General features: G+C 67.1%; 24 protein-coding genes and 1 pseudogene. 17 read left to right on the forward strand and 8 right to left on the reverse strand.

Annotation, left to right across the window (positions count from 1 at the left end; genetic code table 11):
• Positions 1-3: 3 nt before the first annotated feature.
• The 4 genes from EH199_RS18405 (at position 4) to EH199_RS18420 (ending at position 3,791) form a co-directional block, all read left to right on the forward strand.
• Complete coding sequence (locus tag EH199_RS18405; RefSeq protein WP_124810648.1) at positions 4-912, forward strand: Hsp33 family molecular chaperone HslO; 909 nt, start codon at positions 4-6, stop codon at positions 910-912.
• A gap of 110 nt (positions 913-1,022) precedes the next feature.
• Positions 1,023-1,463 (forward strand): hypothetical protein, encoded by a 441-nt coding sequence (locus tag EH199_RS18410; RefSeq protein ID WP_223806756.1) that lies wholly within the window; start codon positions 1,023-1,025, stop codon positions 1,461-1,463.
• Positions 1,464-1,534: 71 nt separating this feature from the next.
• Positions 1,535-2,251 carry a 7-cyano-7-deazaguanine synthase QueC gene (queC, locus tag EH199_RS18415; protein ID WP_124810649.1) on the forward strand — a complete coding sequence of 239 codons (717 nt, stop codon included), beginning with the start codon at positions 1,535-1,537 and terminating at the stop codon, positions 2,249-2,251.
• Positions 2,238-3,791, forward strand: coding sequence for an MFS transporter (locus EH199_RS18420; protein WP_124810650.1), 1,554 nt, complete (start codon positions 2,238-2,240; stop codon positions 3,789-3,791). The genes queC and EH199_RS18420 overlap by 14 nt, the downstream gene beginning before the upstream one ends.
• Before the next feature lie 9 nt (positions 3,792-3,800).
• Here the strand turns inward: EH199_RS18420 and EH199_RS18425 are convergent, their stop codons facing one another.
• Together EH199_RS18425 and EH199_RS18430 are read right to left on the reverse strand one after the other, a co-directional pair.
• Entirely contained in the window at positions 3,801-4,790 is a 990-nt protein-coding gene (locus tag EH199_RS18425; RefSeq protein WP_124810651.1) for an agmatine deiminase family protein, read from the reverse strand.
• Between the two features lie 16 nt (positions 4,791-4,806).
• The gene (locus EH199_RS18430; RefSeq protein WP_124810671.1) at positions 4,807-6,444 is read right to left on the reverse strand and encodes a M28 family metallopeptidase; all 1,638 of its coding nucleotides are present in this window, start codon (positions 6,442-6,444) and stop codon (positions 4,807-4,809) included.
• 225 nt (positions 6,445-6,669) lie between these two features.
• Between EH199_RS18430 and EH199_RS18435 the strand changes: the two genes are divergently transcribed.
• The 4 genes from EH199_RS18435 to EH199_RS18450 all read left to right on the forward strand — a co-directional run bounded on the left by EH199_RS18435 (position 6,670) and on the right by EH199_RS18450 (position 11,543).
• Positions 6,670-9,378, forward strand: coding sequence for a bifunctional [glutamine synthetase] adenylyltransferase/[glutamine synthetase]-adenylyl-L-tyrosine phosphorylase (locus tag EH199_RS18435; RefSeq protein ID WP_124810652.1), 2,709 nt, complete (start codon positions 6,670-6,672; stop codon positions 9,376-9,378).
• The gene (locus EH199_RS18440) at positions 9,375-9,848 is read left to right on the forward strand and encodes a peroxiredoxin (protein WP_124810653.1); all 474 of its coding nucleotides are present in this window, start codon (positions 9,375-9,377) and stop codon (positions 9,846-9,848) included. Before EH199_RS18435 ends, EH199_RS18440 begins: the two co-directional genes overlap by 4 nt.
• Complete coding sequence (locus EH199_RS18445) at positions 9,848-10,645, forward strand: ferritin-like domain-containing protein (protein WP_124810654.1); 798 nt, start codon at positions 9,848-9,850, stop codon at positions 10,643-10,645. Before EH199_RS18440 ends, EH199_RS18445 begins: the two co-directional genes overlap by 1 nt.
• 193 nt (positions 10,646-10,838) lie before the next feature.
• Complete coding sequence (locus EH199_RS18450; RefSeq protein WP_124810655.1) at positions 10,839-11,543, forward strand: M23 family metallopeptidase; 705 nt, start codon at positions 10,839-10,841, stop codon at positions 11,541-11,543.
• 15 nt (positions 11,544-11,558) lie between these two features.
• On the opposite strand, the gene EH199_RS24470 is transcribed toward EH199_RS18450, so the two are convergent.
• Positions 11,559-11,723, reverse strand: coding sequence for a hypothetical protein (locus EH199_RS24470; protein WP_190287341.1), 165 nt, complete (start codon positions 11,721-11,723; stop codon positions 11,559-11,561).
• Between the two features lie 86 nt (positions 11,724-11,809).
• Here EH199_RS24470 and EH199_RS18455 point away from each other — a divergent pair, with 86 nt between their 5' ends.
• The 5 genes from EH199_RS18455 to murA all read left to right on the forward strand — a co-directional run bounded on the left by EH199_RS18455 (position 11,810) and on the right by murA (position 17,285).
• Positions 11,810-12,448, forward strand: coding sequence for a pyridoxamine 5'-phosphate oxidase family protein (locus EH199_RS18455; RefSeq protein ID WP_124810656.1), 639 nt, complete (start codon positions 11,810-11,812; stop codon positions 12,446-12,448).
• The gene (locus EH199_RS18460; RefSeq protein ID WP_124810657.1) at positions 12,441-12,911 is read left to right on the forward strand and encodes a nuclear transport factor 2 family protein; all 471 of its coding nucleotides are present in this window, start codon (positions 12,441-12,443) and stop codon (positions 12,909-12,911) included. Before EH199_RS18455 ends, EH199_RS18460 begins: the two co-directional genes overlap by 8 nt.
• Positions 12,912-13,000: 89 nt before the next feature.
• Complete coding sequence (locus tag EH199_RS18465) at positions 13,001-14,551, forward strand: acyl-CoA synthetase (protein WP_124810658.1); 1,551 nt, start codon at positions 13,001-13,003, stop codon at positions 14,549-14,551.
• Positions 14,552-14,602: 51 nt separating this feature from the next.
• Positions 14,603-15,901 (forward strand): cytochrome P450, encoded by a 1,299-nt coding sequence (locus tag EH199_RS18470; RefSeq protein WP_124810659.1) that lies wholly within the window; start codon positions 14,603-14,605, stop codon positions 15,899-15,901.
• 100 nt (positions 15,902-16,001) lie between these two features.
• Entirely contained in the window at positions 16,002-17,285 is a 1,284-nt protein-coding gene (murA, locus tag EH199_RS18475; protein ID WP_124810660.1) for a UDP-N-acetylglucosamine 1-carboxyvinyltransferase, read from the forward strand.
• 10 nt (positions 17,286-17,295) lie between these two features.
• Here murA and EH199_RS18480 read toward each other — a convergent pair whose 3' ends face one another.
• From EH199_RS18480 to EH199_RS18495, 4 genes are all read right to left on the reverse strand, one after another.
• Complete coding sequence (locus EH199_RS18480; RefSeq protein ID WP_124810661.1) at positions 17,296-17,604, reverse strand: DUF1905 domain-containing protein; 309 nt, start codon at positions 17,602-17,604, stop codon at positions 17,296-17,298.
• On the reverse strand, positions 17,594-17,845 hold the full coding sequence (locus EH199_RS18485) for a ribbon-helix-helix domain-containing protein (protein ID WP_124810672.1): 252 nt from the start codon (positions 17,843-17,845) through the stop codon (positions 17,594-17,596). The genes EH199_RS18480 and EH199_RS18485 overlap by 11 nt, the downstream gene beginning before the upstream one ends.
• A gap of 50 nt (positions 17,846-17,895) precedes the next feature.
• On the reverse strand, positions 17,896-18,618 hold the full coding sequence (gene phbB, locus EH199_RS18490) for an acetoacetyl-CoA reductase (RefSeq protein WP_124810662.1): 723 nt from the start codon (positions 18,616-18,618) through the stop codon (positions 17,896-17,898).
• 217 nt (positions 18,619-18,835) lie between these two features.
• The gene (locus tag EH199_RS18495) at positions 18,836-19,618 is read right to left on the reverse strand and encodes a hypothetical protein (RefSeq protein WP_223806757.1); all 783 of its coding nucleotides are present in this window, start codon (positions 19,616-19,618) and stop codon (positions 18,836-18,838) included.
• Positions 19,619-19,971: 353 nt separating this feature from the next.
• Here EH199_RS18495 and EH199_RS18500 point away from each other — a divergent pair, with 353 nt between their 5' ends.
• From EH199_RS18500 to holA, 4 genes are all read left to right on the forward strand, one after another.
• Positions 19,972-20,454 carry a DUF3576 domain-containing protein gene (locus tag EH199_RS18500; RefSeq protein WP_370449699.1) on the forward strand — a complete coding sequence of 161 codons (483 nt, stop codon included), beginning with the start codon at positions 19,972-19,974 and terminating at the stop codon, positions 20,452-20,454.
• Positions 20,455-20,540: 86 nt separating this feature from the next.
• Positions 20,541-23,063 carry a leucine--tRNA ligase gene (gene leuS, locus EH199_RS18505; protein WP_124810664.1) on the forward strand — a complete coding sequence of 841 codons (2,523 nt, stop codon included), beginning with the start codon at positions 20,541-20,543 and terminating at the stop codon, positions 23,061-23,063.
• A 1-nt stretch (position 23,064) separates the two neighbouring features.
• Positions 23,065-23,568 (forward strand): LPS assembly lipoprotein LptE, encoded by a 504-nt coding sequence (gene lptE / locus EH199_RS18510; RefSeq protein ID WP_223806758.1) that lies wholly within the window; start codon positions 23,065-23,067, stop codon positions 23,566-23,568.
• Positions 23,569-23,605: 37 nt separating this feature from the next.
• The gene (gene holA / locus EH199_RS18515) at positions 23,606-24,628 is read left to right on the forward strand and encodes a DNA polymerase III subunit delta (RefSeq protein ID WP_124810666.1); all 1,023 of its coding nucleotides are present in this window, start codon (positions 23,606-23,608) and stop codon (positions 24,626-24,628) included.
• Between the two features lie 280 nt (positions 24,629-24,908).
• Here the strand turns inward: holA and EH199_RS18525 are convergent.
• Positions 24,909-25,020: pseudogene (locus EH199_RS18525) on the reverse strand (IS630 family transposase); the annotation flags it as partial.

Below are 25,020 nucleotides of genomic sequence, written 5' to 3' on the forward strand. Positions count from 1 at the left end.
CTGATGAGCGCTCCTGACATTCACGATGGCGAAACCGGCTTCGACCGGACGCTGCTGTTCACCGTGCCCGATCGCGACGCGCGCGGCCGGGTCGTGCGGCTTGGCCCGGTGCTGGATCGCATCCTTTCGGCGCACGCCTATCCCGCACCGGTAAAGCATCTGCTGGCCGAAGCGCTGGTGCTGACCGCGCTGCTTGGCTCGCTGCTCAAGGACGAGCAAGGCCAGCTGACCATGCAGGCGCAGACGCGGGAGGGCGTGATCGACCTGCTGGTCTGCGATTACCGGGGTGGCGAACTGCGCGGCTATGCGCGGTTCGACAAGGCCCGGCTCGACGAGCTGGGGCCGGCCCCCACGCTGCACGCCCTGTTCGGCGATGGCTATCTGGCGGTGACCTTCGACCTTCCCTCCACCGACCAGCGTTACCAGGGCATCGTGCCGCTGGAAGGTTCGTGCCTGGCCGAAGCCTGCGAAGCCTATTTCCTCCAGTCGGAGCAGGTGCCGACGCTGATCCGGTCCGCCGTGCGCCATGATGCCACGGGCTGCGTCGGCGGCGGCCTGCTGCTGCAGCATCTGCCCGAAGGCGAGGAAGGCCGCGAGCGGCTGCACGCGCGGCTGGACCATCCGCAATGGGAGCATATCGCAACCATGGGCGGCAGCGTGAAGGCCGAAGAGCTGCTCGATCCCGCGTTGAGCATGGAAAGCATCGCGTGGCGCCTGTTTCACGAGGAGCGGGAAGTGCGCGTCGAACGCGGACCGGCGCTGGAACGCGGTTGTCGCTGCACCGTCGAGCACTACCGATCGATACTGTCGCGCTTCCCCGAAAGTGAGCGCGCCGAAATGCGCAACGAAGATGGCGTGATCGTGGTCGATTGCGCGTTCTGTTCGCGCGATTTCGCAATCGACCTGGATTGAGATCATGCCGCGCTCACATCGGCCATTGAATCTGGTCCGGTCCGCCCTATTTTTGTCATGAAATATTGTGAAATCCCGCACTGACAACGGACGTGGGGATGTCATTGTTAATGGCCATGATCTGGAACGAGCGAATCATTGCGCGCCTGGGGCGCGGTGCGGTCCTTGCCGGAATCGCGACGCTGGCTTTCGCCGCGCCGTCGCTGCTCGCGCAGCGTTCGGGCCTGATGATGCTCGATCGCTTCGAAGCCGGTCAATGGGATGTCCGCGTACGCGATACCACGATGGCGCGCAGCTCGCTGTGCATCGACAACGGACGCGATCTGGTCCAGCTGCGCCACGCCGGCGCCGCCTGCCGCAGCGTGGTGGTCGAGGACACGCCCAGTGCCGTCACCATTCAATACACCTGCCCCGGCAACGGCTATGGCCGCACGCGCATCCGCATGGAGAACGCGCGGCTGGCCCAGATCGAAACGCAGGGCATCGCGCAGGGGCTGCCTTTCGACTACTCGGCAGAGGCGCGCCGCGTGGGCAGCTGCACGCCACGCTGACTCTATCCCCCATCCCGATCCTGTGCGTCCTTGCCATTGCCAGCGCGGCGATGCCCCGCTAGCCCAAGGGGATGGTCGAACACGTTGACGTGCAAGTGAAGAATACCGACGCGGCTCCCCTGGCCGTGGTGCTGCTGTCCGGCGGGCTGGATTCAATGGTCTGCGCGGGGCTGGCGCTGGAACAGGGCTTCCGCGTGCTTGCACTGACCATCGACTACAACCAGCGCCACCGCATTGAACTGGACGCCGCGCGCAAGATCGCTGCCAGGCTCCGGGTGGATCGCCACGTCGTGCTGCCGCTCGATCTGCGCCAGTTCGGCGGCTCGGCCCTGACCGACGCCATCGACGTGCCCAAGGACGGCGTGGGGCCGGACATTCCGGTCACTTACGTGCCCGCGCGCAACCTCGTTTTTCTCTCCCTCGCGCTCGCCTGGGCGGAAGCGGCGGGATCGAAGGACCTGTTCATCGGCGTCAATGCGCTCGATTATTCCGGCTATCCGGATTGCCGCCCGGAATTCGTGGCGGGGTTCGAGGGACTGGCCCGCATCGCCACCAAGTTCGGATCGGAAGGGGGCACCGTGCGCGTCCACGCGCCGCTCCAGTACCTGACCAAGGCGGGGATCGCGCGCGAAGCCGTGCGGCTCGGGCTGGATACGAGCGAAAGCTGGTCCTGCTACGATCCCCTGCCCGATGGAACCGCCTGCGGCCTGTGCGACAGCTGTCGCTTGCGGCAGGCTGGATTTGCCGAAGCGGGACTGGAGGACGGCACGAGGTATGGAGGATCCTGAAACCCCGGCGAGAGGCGAAAAAGCCCCCCGGATCGAACCCTATAGCTGGTACGCGCTGGGCGTACTGGTCATTGTTTACATACTCAACTTCATCGATCGCCAGTTGCTGACCATCCTTGCGGTGGACCTGAAGCGCGATCTGGGCATTTCCGACAGCGAATTCGGCTTCCTCTATGGCACCGCGTTCGGCGTGTTCTATGCGCTGTTCGGCATTCCGCTGGGCAAGCTGGCGGACCGCTGGACACGCACCCGGCTGCTGGCGATTGGCCTGGCGGTGTGGTCGGCGATGACCGCGCTTTCCGGCCTTTCCCGCAACTTCACGCAACTGGGCCTCGCCCGGATCGGCGTGGGCGTGGGCGAAGCCTCGGCCGGCCCGTCGGCCTATTCGCTGCTGTCCGACTATTTCCCGCCGCGGCGCCGCGCCACCGCGATCGCGATCTATTCCGCCGGCATCTACCTGGGTGGTGGCGTTTCGCTGTTCATCGGCAGTTCCATCGCCAATGCCTGGAATAGCGGCTTCGCGCCGGGCGCACATCCGTTCGGGCTGGCGGGATGGCAGGTCGCATTCCTGGCCGTGGGTCTGCCCGGCCTGCTACTGGCGGGATGGGTCAACAGCCTGCGCGAGCCGGCGCGTGGCCGCTACGATCCGCCGACGCACCGCCGCGCGCCGCCGGAAGGGTCGCCGTTCAAGGCGTTCCTGGCGGACCTGGGCACGATCGTGCCGCCCTTCACCCTGATCGCCGCCGCGCGGCGGGGCGGCGGGGCGCTGACGGCCAATATCGCGGCCGCGGCGATCATCGCGGCGCTGGCGGCCGGCATCACCGCCGTGCTGGGCGATCCGGTGCAGTGGATCGCGCTGGGCGTGGGCAGCTATGCCATCTTCTCGTGGGCGGCGAGCCTGCGCGTGCAGGACCCGGCCGCTTTCGCCGCGATCTGGAAATCGCCTTCGGTGCTGGGCGTGACCATCGGGTACGGCCTGATCAGCTTCGTATCCTATGCCAATTCGGCGTTCGGCCCGCTCTATGCGATCCGCACTTTCCATGCCAGCACCGACGAAGTGGCGATCATGGTCGGAGGGCTGGCGGCGGCAGGCGGCGCGGCGGGCGTGATCGCCGGTGGCGCGATGGCGGACCGCCTGAGCCGGGGCCATGACAACGCGCGGCGCGTGCTGGTGGTCATCGGCGGGCTGGCGGCCGGTCTGCTGCCCTATGCCGTGATGCTGACCACCGACAGCAAGGCGGTGTTCTATGCCATGGTCTTCCCCACCTGGTTCCTCTTGAGCGCCGCGCTGGGCGGGGCTTCGGGGACGATCGTCAACATCGTGCCGCCACAGGTACGCGCCACGGCGACGGCGGCGTTCCTGCTCGGCGCGACGATGCTGGGGCTGGCGCTCGGCCCCTACGCCGCCGGCCGCCTGTCGACCGATTTCGGCAGCCTCAAGGTCGGGCTGGTGGGGGTGCTGGCCGTGGTTCCGATCGCCTTCGCCGCGCTGTTCATCGCATGGCGGGCGCTGAACCGCCAGCACCAGGGCGAAGGGTAGGAGAACGCTTCAGGCGGACGGCATCTGCTGGCTGGAACAGTGGAAGCCGCCGCCACCCGCCAGTACCGCGTCGGCCATCAGCCCCACGGTATCGCGCCCCGGAAACAGCGCGGCGATGGCGGCCACGCCTTCGTCGTCATGGGGCGAACCGAAGACCGGAACGACCACCAGCTTCGTCGTGATGACGAAGTTCATGTAGCTGGCCGGCTGGACCATGCCGTCCCATTCGATCCGGCCGGGAGACGGCACTTCGGCCACCTCCACGCCCATCGCCCGCGCGCGCGCCGCGGCATCGGCATAGATCGCGGCATTGGGATCGTCCGCCCCGGTCGCGCACGGCAGGGCGATACAGTTGGGCGCGACGAACCGGCCGAGATTGTCGACGTGCCCGTCGGTATGATCGTTGATCAGGCCATCGCCCAGCCACAGCACCCTGTCGAACCCGAGATCGCGCGCCAGCCGCACTTCGAGATCGGCCTGCGAGAGATGCGGATTGCGATTGGGATTGAGCAGGCATTGCCCCGTGGTGGCGACCAGCCCGGTGCCGTCCCCATCCAGCGCACCGCCTTCGAGAATCCAGTCGCAACGATCGGCGGCCAGCCCCGCGCTGTCGGCCAGGTCCGCGCCGATCAGCGTGTCTCCGTCCATCAGGTACTTGCCGCCCCAGCCGTTGAAGCCGAACAGCCGCGCCCGGCGGTTGCCCGCCGCATCGCGCACCACCAGCGGCCCGGTATCGCGCAGCCAGACATCGCCATAGACGCGCTGTTCCAGCCGCACAGAGCCGCTGACAAGCTGCCGCGCGCGCGCGGCGTTGGCTTCGTCGCGGACGATGAGGCGCACTTCCTGGCCGCTTTCCGCGACCGCGCTGGCGAAGGCGGCGATCTGCGCCTGCGCCGTATCGATCACGCCGGACCATTCTTCCGCCAGATGCGGAAAGCCGATCCACAGCCAGTCCTGCGGATGCCATTCCGGCGGCATCCGCATTTCATTCCCGCTCATCGTCCGTCTTGTCCCGTTACTTCGTCTTCACGCCCGCTTCGGCCAGGCTCCGATCCCGAATGGCCCGGAATTCATCGCCCGGATGCCAGTTCGGCCAGACCGTGCTGTCGGCCAGCGCGCGGCCGAGGCGGTAGTAGAGTTCCACTTCCTGCGCCATGCCGGAAAAGTCCCAGCTATCCGAATATTCGTCGCTGGGCTGGTGATAACGGTTGTTGGTGTAGTCCTCCGACGCGGCATCGCCCGCGGCCTTGCCGCCGACGACAAGGTCGGTGCCACGGCCCACCGCGAACATCGGCACGCCGCGCTTGGCCATGCTGAAGTGGTCCGAACGGTAATAGTGGCCGCGCTCAGCGTGATCCTCGGGCGTTTCGGCCAGACCCATCTCGCGTTCCACGCGCTGGAGGATCGCGGTCAGTTCCGACTTGTCGCCACCCGTCACCTGCACGTCGCGTGTCGGGCCATAGGGGGACAGCGCATCCATGTTCACGCCGCCCACCGTCTTTGCCAGCGGATAGATCGGGTTGCGCGCGTAGTATTCCGATCCAAGCAGGCCGGATTCCTCCAGCGTCACCGCCAGGAACACTTCGCTGCGCTGCGCCGGCCCCGCCGCCCGGTTCATCTTGGCGAGCGCCGCCAAGGCAGCCACGCCAGTGGCGTTGTCGACCGCGCCGTTGCAGATGTCGTCCCCCTTGGCATCGGCCTGGCAATGGCCAAGGTGGTCCCAGTGCGCGGTATAGAGCACGTATTCATCCGGGCGCGTCTTGCCGGGCAGGATGCCGATCACGTTGTGCGAAACCGACCGGCGGATCGCGTTGTCGAACGAGAAACTGACCTTGAGCCCCAGCGGAACCGCCTTGAAGCCCTTCTGCTTGGCGGCGGCGGTGAGCTGCGCAAGGTTCTGGCCGGCCGCCGCGAAGATCGCTTCGGCCACCGGCTTCTGCACCCAGCCGTTGGCTTCGGTCTGGTCCATGCCGTCGTTCGGCGTCTGGACGAAATACTGCGCGCCGGCCCAGCTCGATTCCACCACGTTCCAGCCGTAGGCGGCGGGGAAGGTATCGTGGACGATCAGCGCCGCTTTCGCGCCCTGCCGGGCCGCTTCCTCGAACTTGTAGGTCCAGCGGCCATAATAGGTCATCCGGCGCCCCTTGAACGGCCCGTCCTCGGTCGCGGTTTCATAGTCGGGATCGTTGACGAGGATGACCACCGTCTTCCCCTTCACGTCAACGCCGGCATAATCGTTCCAGCCCAGCTCCGGCGCGTTGACGCCATAGCCCACGAACACCAGTTCGCTGTCGCGCACGTCGGTCTTCGGGGTGATGCGGTAGCTGCCGGCAACGAAATCCTTGCCGCGCGTGAACGTCAGCGGCTGCGCGCCCCCGGTCACCACCAGCGGGCTGACGTTGCTTGCGGTGACTTCCACCGTGGGCACGTCCTGCAGCCAGCCGCCCTTGTTGCCGGGTTGCAGGCCCGCCTGCTTGAAGCGCGCGATGATCGCATCGAGCACCTTGGGCTCGACGGCGGTGCTGGGGCCGCGCCCTTCCAGCGCGTCGGACGCCAGCGTCTTCACCATGTCGCGCATCAGCGCCTGGTCGACCGGCGGCACCTTGGGCGCAGGGGCGGCCATCGCGGCGGAAGCAACCAGAACGGAGGCCATCACACAGCCGGCGAAGCGCGCCGCAAATCGCGCGGACGAACCGCGAACCTTGCGATATGTCATTGAGCAACCTTTCGAAAATCGATCCTGCGCCAGAGCCCCTCCGGCGCGTAATGCGCGGACCTTGGCAGAGCGCGGAAAGGCGCGCAAGGCACGCGCTCGCTTGATCGCGTCGCCATCCCGGGGCATCGCGGGGAGACACCGCGACGAGGGGGCGCAGAGACGATGACGGACTGGCAAGATGCGATCGGGCGCGCACGCAATCATGCCCCGTTCCTGTGCCGCGCGCTGGACCGCTTGCCGGACATCGAAGCCCTGCTCGCCGCCGGCCGGATCGAGGATGCCATAGCCGCCGCCACGGCCATGGGCGAGGGCATCGACGATACCGCGGTCGCGCTCCGGCGCGAGCGGCTAGCGCTGGCGCTGGCGCTGGCGATCGGCGATCTTGCCGGCGCCCTGCCGCTGGAGCGGGTGGTGGGCGAGCTTTGCTCGTTTGCCGACCGCGCGCTGGACGCCGCCATCGCGGCCGCGATCCGGCGCCGTGCGCCCGATGCCGAGCCGCGCGGCTTTTCCGCGATCGCGCTGGGCAAGCACGGCGCGGGCGAACTCAACTATTCGTCCGACATCGATCCCATCCTGCTCTACGATCCGCTCACCCTGCCCCGCCGCGATCGCGACGAGCCGGGCGAAGCCGCGCAACGCGTGGCGCGGGCGATCGTCGAAATCCTCTCCACCGTGAACGCCGATGGCTATGTGTTCCGGATTGACTTGCGCCTGCGCCCAGCGTCGGAAGTCAGCCCGCTCGCCCTGCCCTTCGAAGCCGCGATCACGCATTACGAATCGAGCGCGCTGGCGTGGGAACGCGCCGCCTTCATCCGCGCGCGCGCCGCCGCCGGCGATGTCGCCGCGGGGCAGGCCTTCCTCGACACGATCCGCCCCTTCGTCTGGCGCCGCAGCCTCGATTTCGGCGCGATCGCCGAGATCGGCCGCCTGACCACCCGCATCCGCGATCACTACGCCGGCGGGCAGGCGATCGGCCCCGGTTATGACCTGAAGCGCGGGCGCGGGGGCATTCGCGAGGTGGAATTCTTCGCCCAGACGCACCAGTTGATCCATGGCGGGCGCAATCCGTCCTTGCGCCTGCGCGGCACCCGCGCCTCGCTCGATGCGCTGGCGCAGGCCGGCATCATCGATGCCAGCGATGCCCGCGTGCTCGGCGACAGCTATGACCGCCTGCGCGTGCTGGAGCATCGCCTGCAGATGGTGGCCGACCAGCAGACCCACAGCCTGCCGACCGATGCCGCCGCGCTCGACAGCGTGGCCCGCCTCGACGGACTGCCGGACGGCAAGGCGCTGGTCAATGAATTGGCCGCGATTTCGGAAGCGGTCGGCACCCGGTTCGACGCGCTGATCCGCATCTATGCCCCGACCGGCGCGGTCGCGGTCGAAGCCCGGCCGCTGGTGGGCGAGCTGGAACAACTGGGCTTTGCCGATGCCGAAGCGCTGGCCACCCGCATCGAAGGGTGGGAAGGCGGCCAGTTCCGCGCCCTGCGCGGCGCCGAAGCGCGCAACGCCTATGCCCGGCTGCGCCCGCAGCTGCTGCGCGCGCTGGCCGAAGCGCCCGATCCGGAACGCGCGCTGCTGCGCTGGGAACAGTTGCTGGGCGGCCTGCCATCGGCGATCAACGTGTTCCGCCTGCTCGAAGCGCGCCCCGGGCTGCTGGCGGTGGTCATGCGCATCCTGGCCCATGCGCCGACGCTGGCCGACGAACTCGCGCGGCGCAGCGACCTGCTCGATACGCTGATCGACCGCTCCGCCTTCGACCTGCCCGGCAGCGTGGAGGAAATCATGGCCGAGCTGGCGCGCGGCGAGGCGGGCGACGATTACCAGCGCCTGCTCGACGCGGTGCGCGTGAAGGTCAGCGAGCTGCGCTTCGCGCTGGGCGTGCAACTGATCGAAGGGCAGCACGATCCGCTGGAGGTGGCCGCCGCGCTCTCGCGCGTGGCCGAAGCCGCGATCGAGGTGCTGGGCGCGGCCGCCGTCAGCGAGTTCACGACGAATCATGGCGCGGTTCCGGACAGCCGGCTGGTGATCCTCGGCCTTGGCCGGCTGGGCGGCGCCGCGCTGACGCACGCCTCGGACCTGGACCTGGTGTTCCTGTTCAGCGGCGACCACATGCGCGAAAGCGACGGAAGGCGGCCGCTGGGCGGCACGTTGTACTACAACCGGCTGGCGCAGCGCGTGATCGCCGCGCTCTCCGTGCCGACGGCGGCGGGCGCGCTCTACGAAGTCGATACGCGGCTGCGGCCCTCAGGCGCGCAGGGGCCAATCGCGGTCAGCCTCGACAGCTTCGAGCGCTACCAGCGCGAAGACGCCTGGACCTGGGAACACATGGCGCTGTGCCGCGCCCGCCCGCTGTTCGGCACCGCGGGCGACCGGGTGGAACTGCACGCGATCATCGACACGGTGCTGCACGCCCCGCGCGATGCCGCGAAGCTGCGCGAGGACGTGCTGCACATGCGCGGCGAGATGGCGAAGCACAAGCCGCCCAAGGGGCCGCTCGACGTCAAGCTGGCGCGCGGCGGGCTGGTCGACCTGGAGTTCATCGTCCACTACCTGCAACTGCGCGAGCACGCGGGGCTGGACCCGGATCTGGGCCGCGCGATCGAGGCGCTTTCCGCCGCCGGCCTGCTGCCACCCGATCTGCGCGCGGCCTACGATCTGCTGGTGCGCCTGCTGATCGTGGTGCGGCTGGTTGCCCCCGATGGCATGTTCCCGCCCGAGGCGAGCCGCTGTATCGTCGCCAATGCTTGCTGTCCGGACAGTGGCGGCGGTGACTGGAACGCGCTGCTTGACGCGGTGCGGCAGGCGCGGCAGCGCATCGCCGCCGCGTGGCAGCAGATGTTCGACGAAGAACTGGAGATCGAGGAATGAGCGAGAGACCCGGCCCGGGCGATGCCCTGCCCGACATGGCCCTGACCACGCCCGATGGCGGCACGGTGCGCACGTCCGTTTTCACGGGCCGCAAGCTGGTGCTGTTCTTCTACCCCAAGGACGATACCCCCGGCTGCACCACCGAGAACAAGGATTTCTCCGCGTTGGCCGGCGAATTCGAAGCCGCCGGCGTGGCGCTGCTGGGCGTGAGCAAGGACCCGCCCAAGAAGCACGCGAAGTTTATCGAGAAGCACGGCCTCGCCGCGCCGCTCGCCTCCGATGCCGAGGAAGGCGGCCTCTCCGATGCCCTGGGAATCTGGACCGAAAAGTCGATGTACGGCCGCACCTACATGGGCATGGAGCGCACGACCTACCTGGTCGGTGCGGACGGCCGGATCGCGCGGGTCTGGAACAAGGTGAAGGTCAAGGGACACGCCGAGGAGGTGCTCGCCGCCGCCAAGGCGCTCTGATGGCCGATCGCCCGAGCGTTTCCGCCGCGATCCGCGCGGCCATGCTGACCGCCGCGCCCGACGCCAAGGTCATGGCCGCCCGGGCCGTGGCCCGCGACTGGGCGGCGGGGCGGCTGGCGTTCCGCTTCGAGGCCGCGATGCCCGATATGCCGGCCCGGCCCGCCGCACCCGTCCTGCTGCTGCCCAACGCCATGCCCAAGCGCGGACGCGGCGGATCGGAGCGCGGCCGCATCGCCCTGCTCCACGCGCTGGCGCATATCGAATTCGTCGCGATCGATCTGGCGCTGGACGCCGCCGGGCGGTTCGGCGCGGAGCGGGGTCCGCAGTTTGTCTCGGATTGGCTGTCGGTGGCCGCCGACGAAGCGATGCACCACGCCCTGCTCGCCCGGCGGCTGCGCACGCTGGGCAGCTTCTATGGCGCGATGCCCGCCCACGACGGCCTGTGGGACGCCGCGCGCGAGACGGCGCACGATATCGCCGCGCGCCTGGCCGTGGTGCCCATGGTGCTGGAAGCGCGCGGGCTGGATGTGACGCCGACGACGATCGAACGCTTCACCGCCGCGGGCGATGAACGCAGCGCGCGCATCCTGTCCCGCATCCTGGCCGATGAAATTCGCCATGTGCGCTTCGGCACATCGCATTTCGCGCAAGTCTGCGAAGAACGGGCTGAATCGCCGCCAGACCTGTGGCGAACGCTGGTTGCGCGGCATTTCCGCGGCACTGTTAAGCCACCGTTCAACGACTCGGCGCGTCGATCAGCCGGTTTATCGTATGATTTCCTGGAAGGGGTTGCCTAACCGCAACACCCCCCTCTACCCCTTGGTCCACGAGATGGCGGGGGGGCTTCCGACCAACTCTGACACAAGAACCGATGGCAGCGGGCAATGCCTGTCTGCGGCCTGAGGGCAGAATTGTACTGGGGAAAATCGTGATCCGGACAGAGGCGCCACGCCTTCCTGCGGATCGGATAAAAGGGTTGTTCGGGTCGTAATGTCGCAAAACAAAACCTTCCAGTCGGTCTTCGGTGCTCTCTCTGCCGTAACCTTCGCTTTCTCGGCCGCTCCGGCTCTTGCCAACAGCGCCGCTGCCGCCGACATCGCCGCTCCGCTCCGCGCCGCGGAAGCCGCCAAGACCGGCGCTTCGGACAACGGCGACGAGGAATTTCACCAGCTTTTCGCCAGCTGGCAGGCTCTCGATACCGGTTCGTCGACCGCAGCGCCCGTGCGCCGCTCCGGCCCGGTTTCCATCCCCTCGCTGATCCCGGTCACCAGCAGCCGCTCGATGAGCAGCGGCTTCGGCCTGCGCGTCCATCCGGTTCTCGGCGGTCTGCGCGCCCACAAGGGCATCGATCTTCCCGCGCCCACTGGCACGCCGATCCATGCGACCGCCGATGGCGTCGTCGGCCGCGCCGACTGGTTCAGCGGTTACGGCCTCTATGTTCAGCTCGAACATGGCGGCAACATGGAAACGCGCTATGGCCACATGTCGCGCATTGCCGTTGCCGAAGGCCAGATCGTCCACAAGGGCGACGTGATCGGCTATGTCGGTTCGACCGGCCGTTCCACCGGCCCGCACCTGCACTATGAAGTTCGGGTTGCCGGCGAAGCCGTGAACCCGCTGCCTTACATGCAGACGCCCGCGAGCGGCCTGCTTGTTACCAACGACCCGGCCGAAGGACGCGGCGGACCCGAATAACAAGCCGTCCCGGTTTTAAAGAGGCATCTTGGAGAGGGTGCGGAAAAAGGCGGCGGTGACGTCGCCTTTTTCTTTGGCGCTTGTGTCGTCCTTGCCTTGAACCTGTTCCTTCTGACAGCCATCCGCCGGCGCTACACCCGAGGCCACCGGGATGTTCTTCCATAAATCGGAAGAATACATTCCTTTCCTGGCTGATTATCAAAGAGGTTTCCGGAGCGTACAAAGACTCCCGACGCCGGCGACAGGGCCGGCGAACGGGGGTTCCCATGGCTTACGGCTTTCTCGACATCGCGATGACGCCCAGTGTGCGCGCGGCGCAGCGCGCCATGGGCAGCGCCGACATGTGGACCGATATCCGCACGGATCGCAGTTTCGATCGCTTCACCGAAGCGGAAGCCGCCTTCATCGCCGCGCGCGACAGCTTCTACATGGCCAGCACATCGGAAACCGGCTGGCCCTATGTTCAGCACCGGGGCGGAGCACCCGGCTTCCTGCAGATGATTGACGATCGCACGCTTGCCTTCGCAGACTATCGCGGCAATCGGCAGTACATCAGCCTTGGCAATCTGTCGGCCGATGACCGGGTTGCCCTGATCCTCATGGACTATCCCCGTCGGCGGCGCATGAAAATCTATGCCCACGCAGAGGTGGTGGCGCTCGACGCCGATCCGGAACTGACAGCCAAAGTGATCGATCCGCGCGACAAGGCGAAGCCGGAACGGATTTTCGTTCTGCGGCTGCGCGCCTTCGACTGGAACTGCCCGCAGCATATCACGCCACGCTACACGGACCGCGAAGTGGCGCTGGCCATCCAGCCGCTGCGCGATCAGCTTGCCACGCTCGAAGCGGAAAACGCGGCGCTCCGCGCCCGCATTGCCACCCAGGAAGGACACCACGATGACTGAACACCGCCCTCCGCTGCCCCCGTTCTCCGAAGAGACCGCCATCACCAAGGTACGGCTCGCGGAGGACGCCTGGAACAGCCGCGATCCCGCTCGGGTAGCGCTGGCCTATACGCCGGACAGTCTCTGGCGTAACCGCGACACCTTCCTGCAAGGACGCCCGGCCATTGTGGCGTTCCTGACCGCCAAGTGGCAGCGCGAGCAGGATTATCGGCTTATCAAGGAACTATGGGCCTTTCGGGAAAACCGGATCGCGGTGCGCTTCGCTTACGAATGGCGCGACCAGGCGGGGCAATGGTTCCGGTCCTACGGAAACGAGAACTGGGAGTTCGACGAACATGGGCTGATGCGGCGGCGCATCGCCAGCATCAACGACACGCCGATTGCCGAAGCCGACAGGCGCTTCCACTGGCCGCAAGGACGGCGGCCCGACGATTATGAGAACCTTTCCGCGTTCGGATTCTGATCGTCAGCCATTGCGCAATTTAATCGACCGCTTAAAGTGCTTCGCAAAGGAGTCCCCGAAGACTCCGCGCGAAGAAGGATGCCGATACGATGCAATACCATCCGACGTTCCATGCCCGGACCAATCCCGATCGACCGGCGGTTATCATGGGCGGGAGCGGACGGACCATCACCTATCGCGAGCTGGACGAAGCCAGCAACCGGGCGGCGCAACTGTTCCGCTCGCGCGGGCTGAAGATCGGCGATACGATCGCGATCTGCCTGGAGAACCATCCCGATTTCTTCTCCGTCGCCTGGGGCGCCCAGCGGGCCGGACTGGTCTATGTCGCGGTCTCCAGCCGCCTCACCGCGCCGGAGATCGCCTATATTGCCAAGGACAGCGGGGCGAAGCTGCTGATCGGTTCGGACTATCTCGCCCCCGTTCTCGATGAAGTCGCCGCGCTTGATCCGGGCCTGCCCCAATTGCGGTTCGGCGGAGAAGGCGATCTCAGCGCCGAAGCGGCGTTCGCGGCCATGCCCGCCACGCCCATCGCCGACGAGCGCGCGGGCTGTGACATGCTCTATTCTTCCGGCACCACGGGCAAGCCCAAGGGCGTGCGCGTGCCGCTGCCGGAAGACCCGGCAATCGGCGCGCCGAATTCGCTGCTGGCGCTCGCCTCGCAGGCGTTCGGCATCGGGCCGGACGCCGTCTATCTCTCCCCTGCCCCGCTCTATCATGCCGCGCCGTTGCGTTGGTCGATGACGGTGCATCGCCTTGGCGGCACCGTCGTCGTCATGGAGAAATTCGATCCGGAAAAGGCGCTGGAACTGATCCAGAGGCTCAAGGTGACCGACAGCCAGTGGGTGCCGACCCATTTCGTCCGGATGCTTAAGCTGCCGGAAGACGTCCGCGCCCGCTACGATGTGTCCTCGCTGAAGAACGCAATCCACGCCGCAGCGCCGTGCCCCGTCCCGGTGAAGAAGGCGATGATCGAATGGTGGGGGCCGGTGCTGCGCGAATACTACGCCGGCACCGAAGGCAACGGCTTCACGTTCATTTCCAGCGATGAATGGCTGCAACGGCCGGGCTCGGTCGGACGCGCGCTGCTGGGCACGATCCGCGTCTGCGACGAGAACGGCGACGAGGTGCCGCGCGGCACCGAAGGACAGGTTTTCTTCGAAGGCGGCAGCGTGTTCAGCTATCACAACGATCCTGACAAGACGCGCGACGCCACCAACAAGCATGGCTGGACGAGCCTGGGCGACGTGGGCATCCAGGACGAGGAAGGCTATCTGTTCCTCACCGACCGCAAGAGCTTCATGATCATTTCGGGCGGCGTGAACATCTATCCGCAGGAGATCGAGAACCTGCTGGTGCATCACCCCAAGGTTGCCGACGCCGCCGTGATCGGCGCGCCCGATCCCGACATGGGCGAACGCGTGATCGCCGTGGTCCAGCCCGCGAACATGGCCGATGCGGGGCCGGAGCTGGCCGCCGAGCTGACCGAATGGCTCGCCCCGCAGCTTTCGCGGGTGAAGATGCCCCGCACGATCGATTTCCGCGAGGAACTTCCGCGCGAGCCCACGGGCAAGCTGTTCAAGCGGCTGCTGCGCGACGAATACCGCGCCACCGCCGAAGCCGCGAAATCGCCCGCCGCCTGAACACCTGCGCCTGATCGCCCGCAGACGGATACAAAGCAAGGAACCCGCCCTATGGCTTCCACCACCACGCCCGTAGCCCCCGCCGACTATGCGCGCGCCGTGATCGATCCGCACGCCTATGCCGCGTGGGACCCGCTGCTCGACCGGTTCGACTGGCTGCGCGCGAACATGCCGGTGGCGCGCATCGAGGCGCCGGACGATTCGCACGATCCGTTCTGGCTGCTCACCCGCTTCGACGACGCGATGAAGGTCAGCAAGGCCAACACGACCTTCCTCAACCACCCGCGCGCCAGCGTGTTCGGGCTGAAGTCCAGCGAAGCCCTGATCAAGGAGATCACCGGCGGCAGCCCGCATCTGGTCGAATCGCTGGTGCAGATCGATGCGCCCAAGCACCCCAAGCTGCGCCGGCTGACGCAGGACTGGTTCATGCCCAAGAACCTGGTCAAGCTGGAGGGCGAGATCCGCAAGATCGCCAACGCCACGGTCGATCGCCTGCTCGCGCATGGCAGCGAGGGGGATTTCACCAAGCTGGTGTCCTCGCCCTATCCGCTGCACGTCGTCATGCAGATCCTGGGCGTGCCCGAAGAAGACGAGGGGCGGATGCTGGTGCTGACCCAGCAGATGTTCGGCGGACAGGACGAGGACCTCAGTCAGTCGGGCCTCAAGAACCTGACGCCCGAACAGATCGCGCAGATCGTGGCCGGCGCGGTGAAGGATTTCGAAGCCTATTTCGCCGGACTCGCCCGCCATCGCCGCGCTAACCCGACCGACGACCTCGCCACCGTGATCGCCAACGCGGTGATCGATGGCGAGCCGATGAGCGACCGGGACACCGCCGGCTATTACATCATCACCGCCAGCGCGGGGCACGATACGACATCGGCCTCCACGGCGGGGGCAATGCTGGCATTGGCGCGCGATCCGGAACAGTTCGCGCGGGTGAAGGCCGATCGCGGCCTGCTGGCGGGCATCGTCGAGGAAGCGATCCGCTGGACCTCGCCCGTCCAGCACTTCATGCGCACGGCGGCGGAAGATACCGAAGTGGGCGGGCAGGCCATCGCCAAGGGCGACTGGCTGATGGTCAACTACGTCGCGGCGAACCACGATCCCGAACGGTTCGAGGACCCGCGCCGGTTCGATGCCTCGCGCCAGGCCAATCGCCATATCGCCTTCGGCGCGGGCGCGCACCAGTGCCTGGGCCTGCATCTTGCCCGGCTGGAAATGCGCATCCTGTTCGAAGCGCTGCTGGACCGACTCGACAGCATCGAACTGGCTGGCGAACCGCGCCGGGCAAGTTCCACCTTCGTGGGCGGACTGAAGGCGCTGCCGCTGCGCTGGAAGGCGGCCTGAACCGGCCGAAACCGCCACAACGGCAACGGTTCGCAAGCGGACGCCCGGCCTCGCGCCGGCGTCCTCTTGCGCGCCATGGCAAACCGGCTAAACGACCGCGATGGACAAGATCATCATTCGCGGCGGCAAGCGCCTTTCGGGTACGGTTCCGGTCTCCGGCGCGAAGAACGCGGCGCTGACCCTGCTGCCTTGCGCGCTGCTGACGGATGAGCCGGTCACCCTGCGCAACCTGCCGCGCCTGGCCGATATCGACGGCTTCCAGCACCTGATGAACCAGTTCGGGACGTCAACGTCGATCGCCGGTGCGCGGCCCGAGGATTTCGGCCGGGTGATGACGCTACAGGCCACGCGGCTGACGTCCACCGTCGCCCCCTATGACCTCGTGCGCAAGATGCGCGCCTCGATCCTCGTGCTCGGCCCGCTGCTGGCCCGCGCCGGCGAGGCGACCGTTTCGCTGCCGGGCGGCTGCGCCATCGGCAACCGTCCGATCGACCTGCACCTGAAGGCGCTCGAAGCCTTCGGCGCGCAGATCGAACTCGCCGCCGGCTACGTCCGTGCCATCGCCCCCGATGGCGGCCTGCCCGGCGGGCGTTACAGCTTCCCCGTGGTCTCGGTCGGCGCGACCGAGAACGCGGTCATGGCGGCCGTGCTCGCCAAGGGCAAAAGCACGCTGCATAACGCCGCGCGCGAACCGGAAATCGTGGACCTGTGCAACCTGCTCGTCGCCATGGGCGCGCAGATCGAGGGCATCGGCACGTCCGACCTCACCATCCACGGCGTCGATCGCCTGCACGGCGCGACCTATATGGTCATGCCGGACCGGATCGAAGCGGGCAGCTATGCCTGCGCCGCTGCGATCACCGGCGGCGAAGTGACGCTGGCCGGCGCCCGGATCGAGGACATGGAAGCGACCGTGCAGGCGCTGCGCGACGCGGGCGTGCGGGTGGAGCCGGTCAAGGGCGGCATCCACGTGGCCGCCGACGGCCCGCTGCGCCCCGTGACCATCTCCACCGCCCCCTACCCCGGCTTCGCCACCGACATGCAGGCGCAGCTGATGGCCATGCTGTGCCTGGCCGAAGGCTCCAGCGTGCTGACGGAAACGATCTTCGAAAACCGCTACATGCACGTTCCCGAACTGAACCGCATGGGCGCGCGCATCGAGACCAAGGGCCGCACCGCGATCGTCCACGGCGTCGACAAGCTGACCGGCGCCGAAGTGATGGCGACCGACCTGCGTGCCTCTATGAGCCTCGTGATCGCGGGCCTCGCCGCCGAAGGCGAAACGCAGGTACACCGGCTGTACCACCTCGATCGCGGCTACGAGCGGCTGGAAGAGAAGTTCGCGCTGCTCGGCGCCGATGTGGAACGCGTCGGCGGGGACTGAGCGCGGCGCCTCAGCCGATCTCGATCCGCGCGGAAACGCGCGCGCCCGGGCCAATGCGTTCCGCGCGCTGCACCGCCACTTTCACCGGCAGCAGATAACCGCCGTCGCGCGGAAAGAGCGATGTGGTGAAGCGCGTGGTCCCGATCACGGCCGCCACCGGCACTACGCCCCAGCCGTAGCTCGCCTGACGCGCCGCGTGGGCGATCTCGCCATAATGATGATCGGCAATCGGTGCGAAAACGAAAGGCGCCGGGCCGCGCCATTCGATCAGGGTCGCTTCGAAATCGACGCGCACCAGCGGACCGCGCCTATCCGTCATGCGCAAGGCCAATCCCCACGCGCGCCACCAGCCACAGCCGGATGGCGCTGGCAAGGCCGGGCGGCGTGGGGCTGGCGATGCGTTCGGCATCGATGCGCGCCACCAGCGCGTTGATCGGCAGCGCTTCCGCCTCCGCTGTGGCGCGAAGCATCTCCCAGAACAGCGGTTCCAGGCTGATCGAGGTCTTGTGCCCGGCGATTTCCACCGAGCGCTTGACGGGAGGATGGTAGAGCGAAGCCACGCCCTGTTTTACCAGCGCCACGGGCGGCCGCAAAGCCGCCCGTGCAGCGATCAGTACATATGCTGGCCGCCGTTGATCGACAGCGTCGATCCGGTGACGAAGCCTGCCTCTTCCGAACAGAGGAACGCCACGCCGCGCGCGATTTCGGAGGCATGGCCCAGCCGGCCGACCGGAATCTTGGCTACGATCTTTTCCAGCACCGCCGGCGGCACGGCCGCGACCATGTCGGTATCGATGTAGCCCGGCGCGATCGCGTTCACGGTCACGCCGTATTTCGCGCCTTCCTGCGCCAGCGCCTTGGTAAAGCCGTGGATGCCGGACTTGGCCGCGGCATAGTTGACCTGGCCATACTGCCCGGCCTGCCCGTTGATCGAACCGATGTTGACGATGCGCCCCCATCCCCGGTCGCGCATGCCCGGAAATGTCGCCTTGGCCATGTTGAAACACCCGCCCAGGTTGATGCGCATGACCTCGTTCCAGTCGTCGAACGTCATCTTGTGCAGCACGCCGTCGCGCGTCACGCCCGCGTTGTTCACCACGACATCGACAGAGCCGAAATCCGCGGCCACTTGCGCGCACCCGTCAAGGCAGGCCTGATGATCACCGACATCCCAGCGATAGGCCTTGATGCCCGTGGCGTCGGTGAAGGCCTTGGCCTTCTCGGCATTGCCGGCATAGTTGGCGGCGACCGTAAAACCGAGATCCCGGAGTGCAAGACTGATCGCCTCGCCAATACCCCGAGTACCGCCGGTAACAATTGCAACACGCGCCATGTCAAAACTCCAGTAATCGCCCCTCTCGCCATCAAGCGTAAGGATATGGGCGCGGAGCTACAAGCGCTTTACGGATCAAAATCCAATTATTGCAGCGCGATATATTGCTGCATCGCGGCATAATGCTGCCAGCAATACTGCACGCGCGAAGAAACGTGCAAATAACGCGGCACCATCGGAAAGCCTCCGATGCGCAGAAACCGGCGATGTCGGGAAATCAGAAGTGGAACTGCGTTCCGACGTAGACAGCCTGGCTATCCTGCTTGCCATCCGTGAGGGGACGCAGGCGATCGCGCTCCGACGAATAGCGGATGCCTGCCATGACGTTGAGATTGCCGGTCAGGCGATAGCTGCCGCCCAGATCGACCTGGTAATCACCCTGGTTCTCAAGCGTGCGTGGCGCGCGCCCGGCACGTTCCTTCTGGTCCAGTTCCAGGCGCGGCGAAAGGCGGCCCGGTGCCGTCGGTGCAGGACCGGACAGCTTGAAAGCCTGGAAATCGGGCATTTCCAGACGCGCGGCTTCGCGCGGTTGCGATCCATCGATCGCAAAGCTCTGATAGCCGCGCGCGAGGCCCAGGTTATAGGCCGTTGGCGCGATCCGCACGGTGGCCGCGCCTGGCGTGGTCGCGGCGGCGGCAAAGGCCTGGCGAACGGATACGACGCGCGAAGTATCGTCGTTCACGCGAACCGCCACGGTCACCGCGCGGTCCGGCCGCGTTTCGGTGCCAGCGGGCGTGAACCGGAACAGCTTGCCATTCGACAACGCGCGCACGGTGATCTGCGCGGCAAGGCGCGGATCAATCGAGGCCGGCGTGAAAGAGCCGATCCCGCCACGCGCGGCAAGGCTGACGGGCGAAGCATCGAAATGGCTCGCGAAAGCGCTGCTGACAGTGGGAGCGATCAGAAGACCGGCGGACGCCGCCGCGCCGATCAGCAGGGGCGCACGCAAAATACGGCGCAAGCCGCGCTTTTTGCCTTTGCCGTCAACCCTGCCAGTCATCTCGAAACAGTCCCTCAGCCCTGTTGTAGAGCCTCCCTTGACGCGGAATATGTGATTCTCGTGACAAAGGCGATCTCTTTGTTTGTCCTTATAACCATTACGGCCCGAAGGCGAGTCTCCATGTGGGTCCGGCACCGCTTGTTGGCAAGCTGTTGCACGATGTCCACAACCCCCGCGACATTCAGGACCGGTTCACGCCGCGCGCCTGCTATGTGGACTCTTGTTTCATCGCGCTTGCGGCCCGCGGCGCCGGGGTGATAGAGGCCCCGGACCGGCGTGCCGCAAGCGCGCTTCATATCAGGACCGGAAGGATGCGCCAGCCGCTTCCCTCCCGCCAGCAAGGACGAAGTGTAGTGACCGTCAGCGCCTCTGGATTCCGCCGTGCCAAACGCCTCGCGTCCGGTCGCGTCCTTGTCACATGCGCCGTGCTCGGCACGCTGGCGCTCGGGCTGTCCGCCTGCGGTCACAAGAAGCAGCGCCCCCAGCTGGACCTTGCCGCCAGCAAGGTTACGACGATCGGCGTCAACGCCTATCTCTGGCGCGCCAGCCTGGAAACGCTGTCGTTCATGCCGATGCTGCAGACCGACAGCAACGGCGGCGTGATCGTGACCGACTGGTACGCCAACCCGAAGAACCCCGGCGAACGCGTCAAGGTTACCGTGTCGATTCTCGATCAGGACCTGCGCGCCGATGCCCTGCGCGTTGCCGCCAGCCGCCAGGTTTCGCAAAACGGCCAATGGGTCGATGCGCCGGTGCAAGCCGCCACCGTGCAGAAGCTGGAAGACGTGATCCTGACCAAGGCGCGCGACCTGCGCCGCCAGACGATCAAGGGCTGAAGCGGCAAAATTAGAACACCGGCGGGGCTCTCCCGCCGGCAGAGAGCGCCTTGCACGTGCGCCCCGCGCTCCCTAGAGGAGCGGGCATGACTGCAGACCGTTTCGATCCTTCTTCCGCCGATATCCGCTGGCAGCGCGTCTGGGACGAGCGCGAGAGCTTCCGCGCCGACGACGCGAGCAACAAGCCGCGCAGCTACGTGCTGGAAATGTTCCCCTATCCTTCGGGGCGCATCCACATCGGCCACGTCCGCAACTACACGATGGGCGACGTGCTGGCCCGCTACAAGCGGATGAAGGGCTTTGAGGTACTGCACCCGATGGGCTGGGACGCCTTCGGGATGCCGGCCGAAAACGCCGCCATGGAAAAGGGCGTCCACCCCGGCGGCTGGACGCGCGACAACATCGCCAACATGAAGGCGCAGTTGAAGCGCCTGGGCTTCGCGCTCGACTGGAGCCGCGAGATCGCGACCTGCGAGCCGGAATACTATGGCCACGAACAGGCGCTGTTCCTCGATCTCTACGAAGGCGGCTTGGTCTATCGCAAGGAATCGGCGGTCAACTGGGACCCGGTCGACCAGACCGTGCTGGCCAACGAGCAGGTGATCGACGGGCGCGGCTGGCGTTCGGGCGCGCTGGTGGAAAAGCGCAAGCTCAACCAGTGGTTCCTCAAGATCACCGATTTCGCCGAGGAACTGCTGGAAGGCCTGGGCACGCTGGAAAACTGGCCGGAAAAGGTCCGGCTGATGCAGGAAAACTGGATCGGCAAGAGCCAGGGCCTGCAGTTCACCTTCACGCTTTCCAGCGGCGAGAAGCTGGACGTCTATACCACGCGCCCGGACACGATCTTCGGCGCGAGCTTCGTCGCGGTCGCCGCCGATCACCCGGTAGCACAGGCCGTGGCCGCCGGCAGCACCGCCGCGCAGGAGTTCATCGCGCTGTGCAAGCAGGGCGGCACCACCGCCGCCGAACTGGAAACGGCCGAAAAGCTGGGCTTCGATACCGGCATCACCGCGAAGCACCCGTTCACGGGCGCGGACCTGCCGGTCTATATCGCGAACTTCGTGCTGATGGATTACGGCACCGGCGCGATCATGGCCGTGCCGGGGCACGACCAGCGCGACTTCGATTTCGCCACCAAGTATGGCCTGCCGATCCTGCGCGTGGTCGCGGCGGACGCGGCCGATGCCGGCAAGCCCTTCGCGGGCGAGGCTGAAGCCGGCGATGGGCTGCTGGTGAACTCCGGCTTCCTCGATGGCATGGCCGTGGCCGACGCCAAGGCGGCCGTGATCGCCCGCGCCGAAAGCGAAGGCTGGGGTGAAGGCAAGACGGTGTGGCGCCTGCGCGACTGGGGCGTCAGCCGCCAGCGTTACTGGGGCACGCCGATCCCGTTCATCCATTGCGAGGTCTGCGGCGTGGTGCCGGTGCCCAAGAAGCACCTGCCGGTCACGCTGTCCGAGGATGTCGATTTCCAGACGCCGGGCAACCCGCTGGTCCGCCATCCCACCTGGAAGCATGTCGATTGCCCGCAATGCGGCAAGCCCGCCCGGCGCGAGACCGACACGCTCGATACCTTCGTCGATTCGTCGTGGTACTTCCTGCGCTTCGCCAGCCAGCCGGCCGACCGTCCGTTCGATCCCGAACAGATCCGCCAGTGGATGCCGGTGGAGCAGTATATCGGCGGGATCGAGCACGCGATCCTGCACCTGCTCTATGCCCGCTTCTGGACGCGCGCGCTGGCGCGGATCGGCAAGCTGGACGTGAAGGAGCCCTTCGCCAGCCTGTTCACGCAAGGGATGGTGACGCACGAGACCTATTCGCGGACCGACGCCACCAGCGGCCAGCCGGTGTGGTTCTCCCCGGCCGAAGTCGAACGGACGGGCGAGAGCGCGACGCTGAAGACGGATGGCGCGCCGGTGGAGATCGGTCGCGTCATCAAGATGTCGAAGTCCAAGAAGAACGTCGTCGATCCCGATGAGATCGTCGGCCAGTACGGCGCCGACGCGATTCGCTGGTTCATGCTGTCCGACAGCCCGCCCGAGCGCGACCTGCCGTGGTCGGAAGCCGGCATCGAGGGCTGCGCGCGCTTCGTCCAGCGGCTGTGGCGCCTGTTCGCGCAATACGACGCTTCGGCCATCGGCGAGGACAAGGCCATCGACCGCAAGGCGCACCAGACCGTGCAGGCCGTGGCGCAGGACATCGAGGCGCTGGGCTTCAACAAGGCCGTGGCGCGCATCTACGAGCTGACCGGCGCGATCGAGAAGGCCGCGCCTTCGGCCAGCCGCTCCGCCGCGATCCGCGCGCTGCTGCTGCTGGTTTCGCCGATGATGCCGCACCTGGCCGAGGAAGCCTTCGCGCACTTCGGCGAAGGGCTGGTGGCCGACGCGGCCTGGCCCGCCGTCGATCCGGCGCTGCTGGTCGATGACGAGGTGACCGTGGCGGTGCAGGTCAAGGGCAAGCTACGCGATACGCTGACCGTGGCCAAGGGCACCGCGCGCGAGGAGCTGGAACGCCTTGCCCTCGCCAGCGACAAGGTGCAGCGTGCGCTGGACGGGGCGGAAGTGAAGAAGGTGATCGTGGTGCCCGATCGGCTGGTGAACCTTGTCGCGTAACATGCCTCCCCTCCCCCGGCTGCTGGCTGGCGCCCTGCTGACGGCGCTGCTTGCCGGGTGTGGCGGGCTCAGCCCGATGTACGCCGGGGGCGGCAGCGGCACCGTGGCGCGGGCGCTGAGCGGGGTGGAAGTGCCCTCGATCCAGGGCCAGTCCGGCTGGCTGGTGCGCAACGCGCTGGTCGACCGGCTGGGCGCGGGCGGCAAGGACGGCGCGCGCTACCGGCTCGACGTGCGGCTGGACGAGCGCCTGCAGGGCCTCGGCATCCTTTCCGACGATACCGTCACCCGCGAACGGCGCACGCTGCGCGCGCGTTTCCAGCTGGTCGATCTCGCCAGCGGCGACGTCGTGCTGGACGCGACCGCCGGCGCCGATGCCGGGCTGGACGTGGTCTCCAGCGAATACGCCGTGATCGCGGCGGAACAGACCGCGCTCGAAAACCTTTCGCGCGAAGTGGCCGACCAGATCGTCACCCGCGTCGCGGTCAAGCTGCGCAAGCCGCAATGATCCACGCCGCGCGGGCCGCCGGACCGGACCGCCGGCCGTGAAAGCCACGCAGAAGAACTTCGCCGGCACCGCCGCCCGCGCCGCGCGCGAATGCCGCGTGTTCTATTTCTGCGGCCCCGACGAAGCCGGCGCGGGCGATGCCGCGCAGAAGATCGCCGGATTGCTGGGCGAGGCGGAGCGTGTGGAGATTTCCGGATCGGAACTGAAGCGCGATCCGGTGAAGCTGGCCGACGAGGCGCGTTCGGTCTCGCTGTTCGGCGACAAGCGGCAGATTCACGTGCGGACCGCGGGGGACGAGGCCTACGACGCGGTGGAAACGCTGCTCGCCAGCCCGGTGGACGGCTGGCCGGTGCTGATCGTCGCCAGTTCCGCCACCGACAAGTCGCGCGTGGCCAAGCTGCTGGGCGACCGGCCCGATGCGCTGGTGGCGATGTTCCATCCGCCCGACGTCAAATCGGTGACCGAGGCCGTCCGCGTCATGGCCGACGCCGCCGGTGTGCGCCTGACCGGGGAACTGGCCGAACGCATCGCGCGCGGTACGGGGCTCGACACGCGCATGGCGCGCAGCGAGATCGAAAAGCTCGCGCTCTACCTCGACGCCAGCCCCCAGGCCCCGCGCACCGCCGACGCCGCCGCGTTCGACGCGATCGGCGCGGTCAACGAGGACGATGGCTTCATGCCGCTGGTCAACGCCGTGCTGGGCGGCGATACCGCGCGCCTGCCCGGCGAACTGGCGCGGATGCGCGAAATGGCGCTCAATCCGGTCGGCCTGCTGCTCGCCTTCGAACGGCGCGCGGTGCAACTCGCCGACCTTGCCGGCCGGCTCGGCCACCGCAGCGACATGAGCGCCTTCATGGAAGACGAAGTGACCTCGCGCCGCGTGTTCTTCCGCGACCGCCAGGACCTCGCCAACCAGCTCCGCCGCTGGCGCGGCCGCAAGCTCGAACGCCTCCTCGCCCGCCTGATCGCCCTGCACCGCACCCTGCTGGGCGACAGCCAGAACAGCGAACTTGCCCTGGCGCAGGGCCTGGCGGAGATTGCGCGGGCGGCGGGGCGGTGAATCGTAACCCCGATCATGGGGCGACATTTTGCTCCATCGGGTTTGAAGGCCCCGCGTCTTCTATCTGCGCCAAGCCTGCCTGATCTGCTTGAAAAACGCGCGGGGACTCCAAGCCTTACCCGGTTTTACTGCGGATTGAACCTCTTCACCCAGGTAAGTGTTGGGCCGCCGCTTTCCGTCACTGATCGAAACGAGGTCGCGCAGTTGCAGACGACCAACTGCCTCGTCGGAAAAAGCCGGGGTATAGTAGATGCAATCGTCGAAATAGAGCGGTTTCCATTCATTCCGGCTCATATCCGCAAGATTTGAAGTAATTGGCACATTCGGCAGGCTGGAAGATATCGACGAGCTTGCCGATCAGGTCCCACAGCCCATTGACGGTTCGCTCGCCG

It is taken from the genome of Novosphingobium sp. LASN5T (assembly GCF_003856955.1).
GTDB lineage: Bacteria > Pseudomonadota > Alphaproteobacteria > Sphingomonadales > Sphingomonadaceae > Novosphingobium.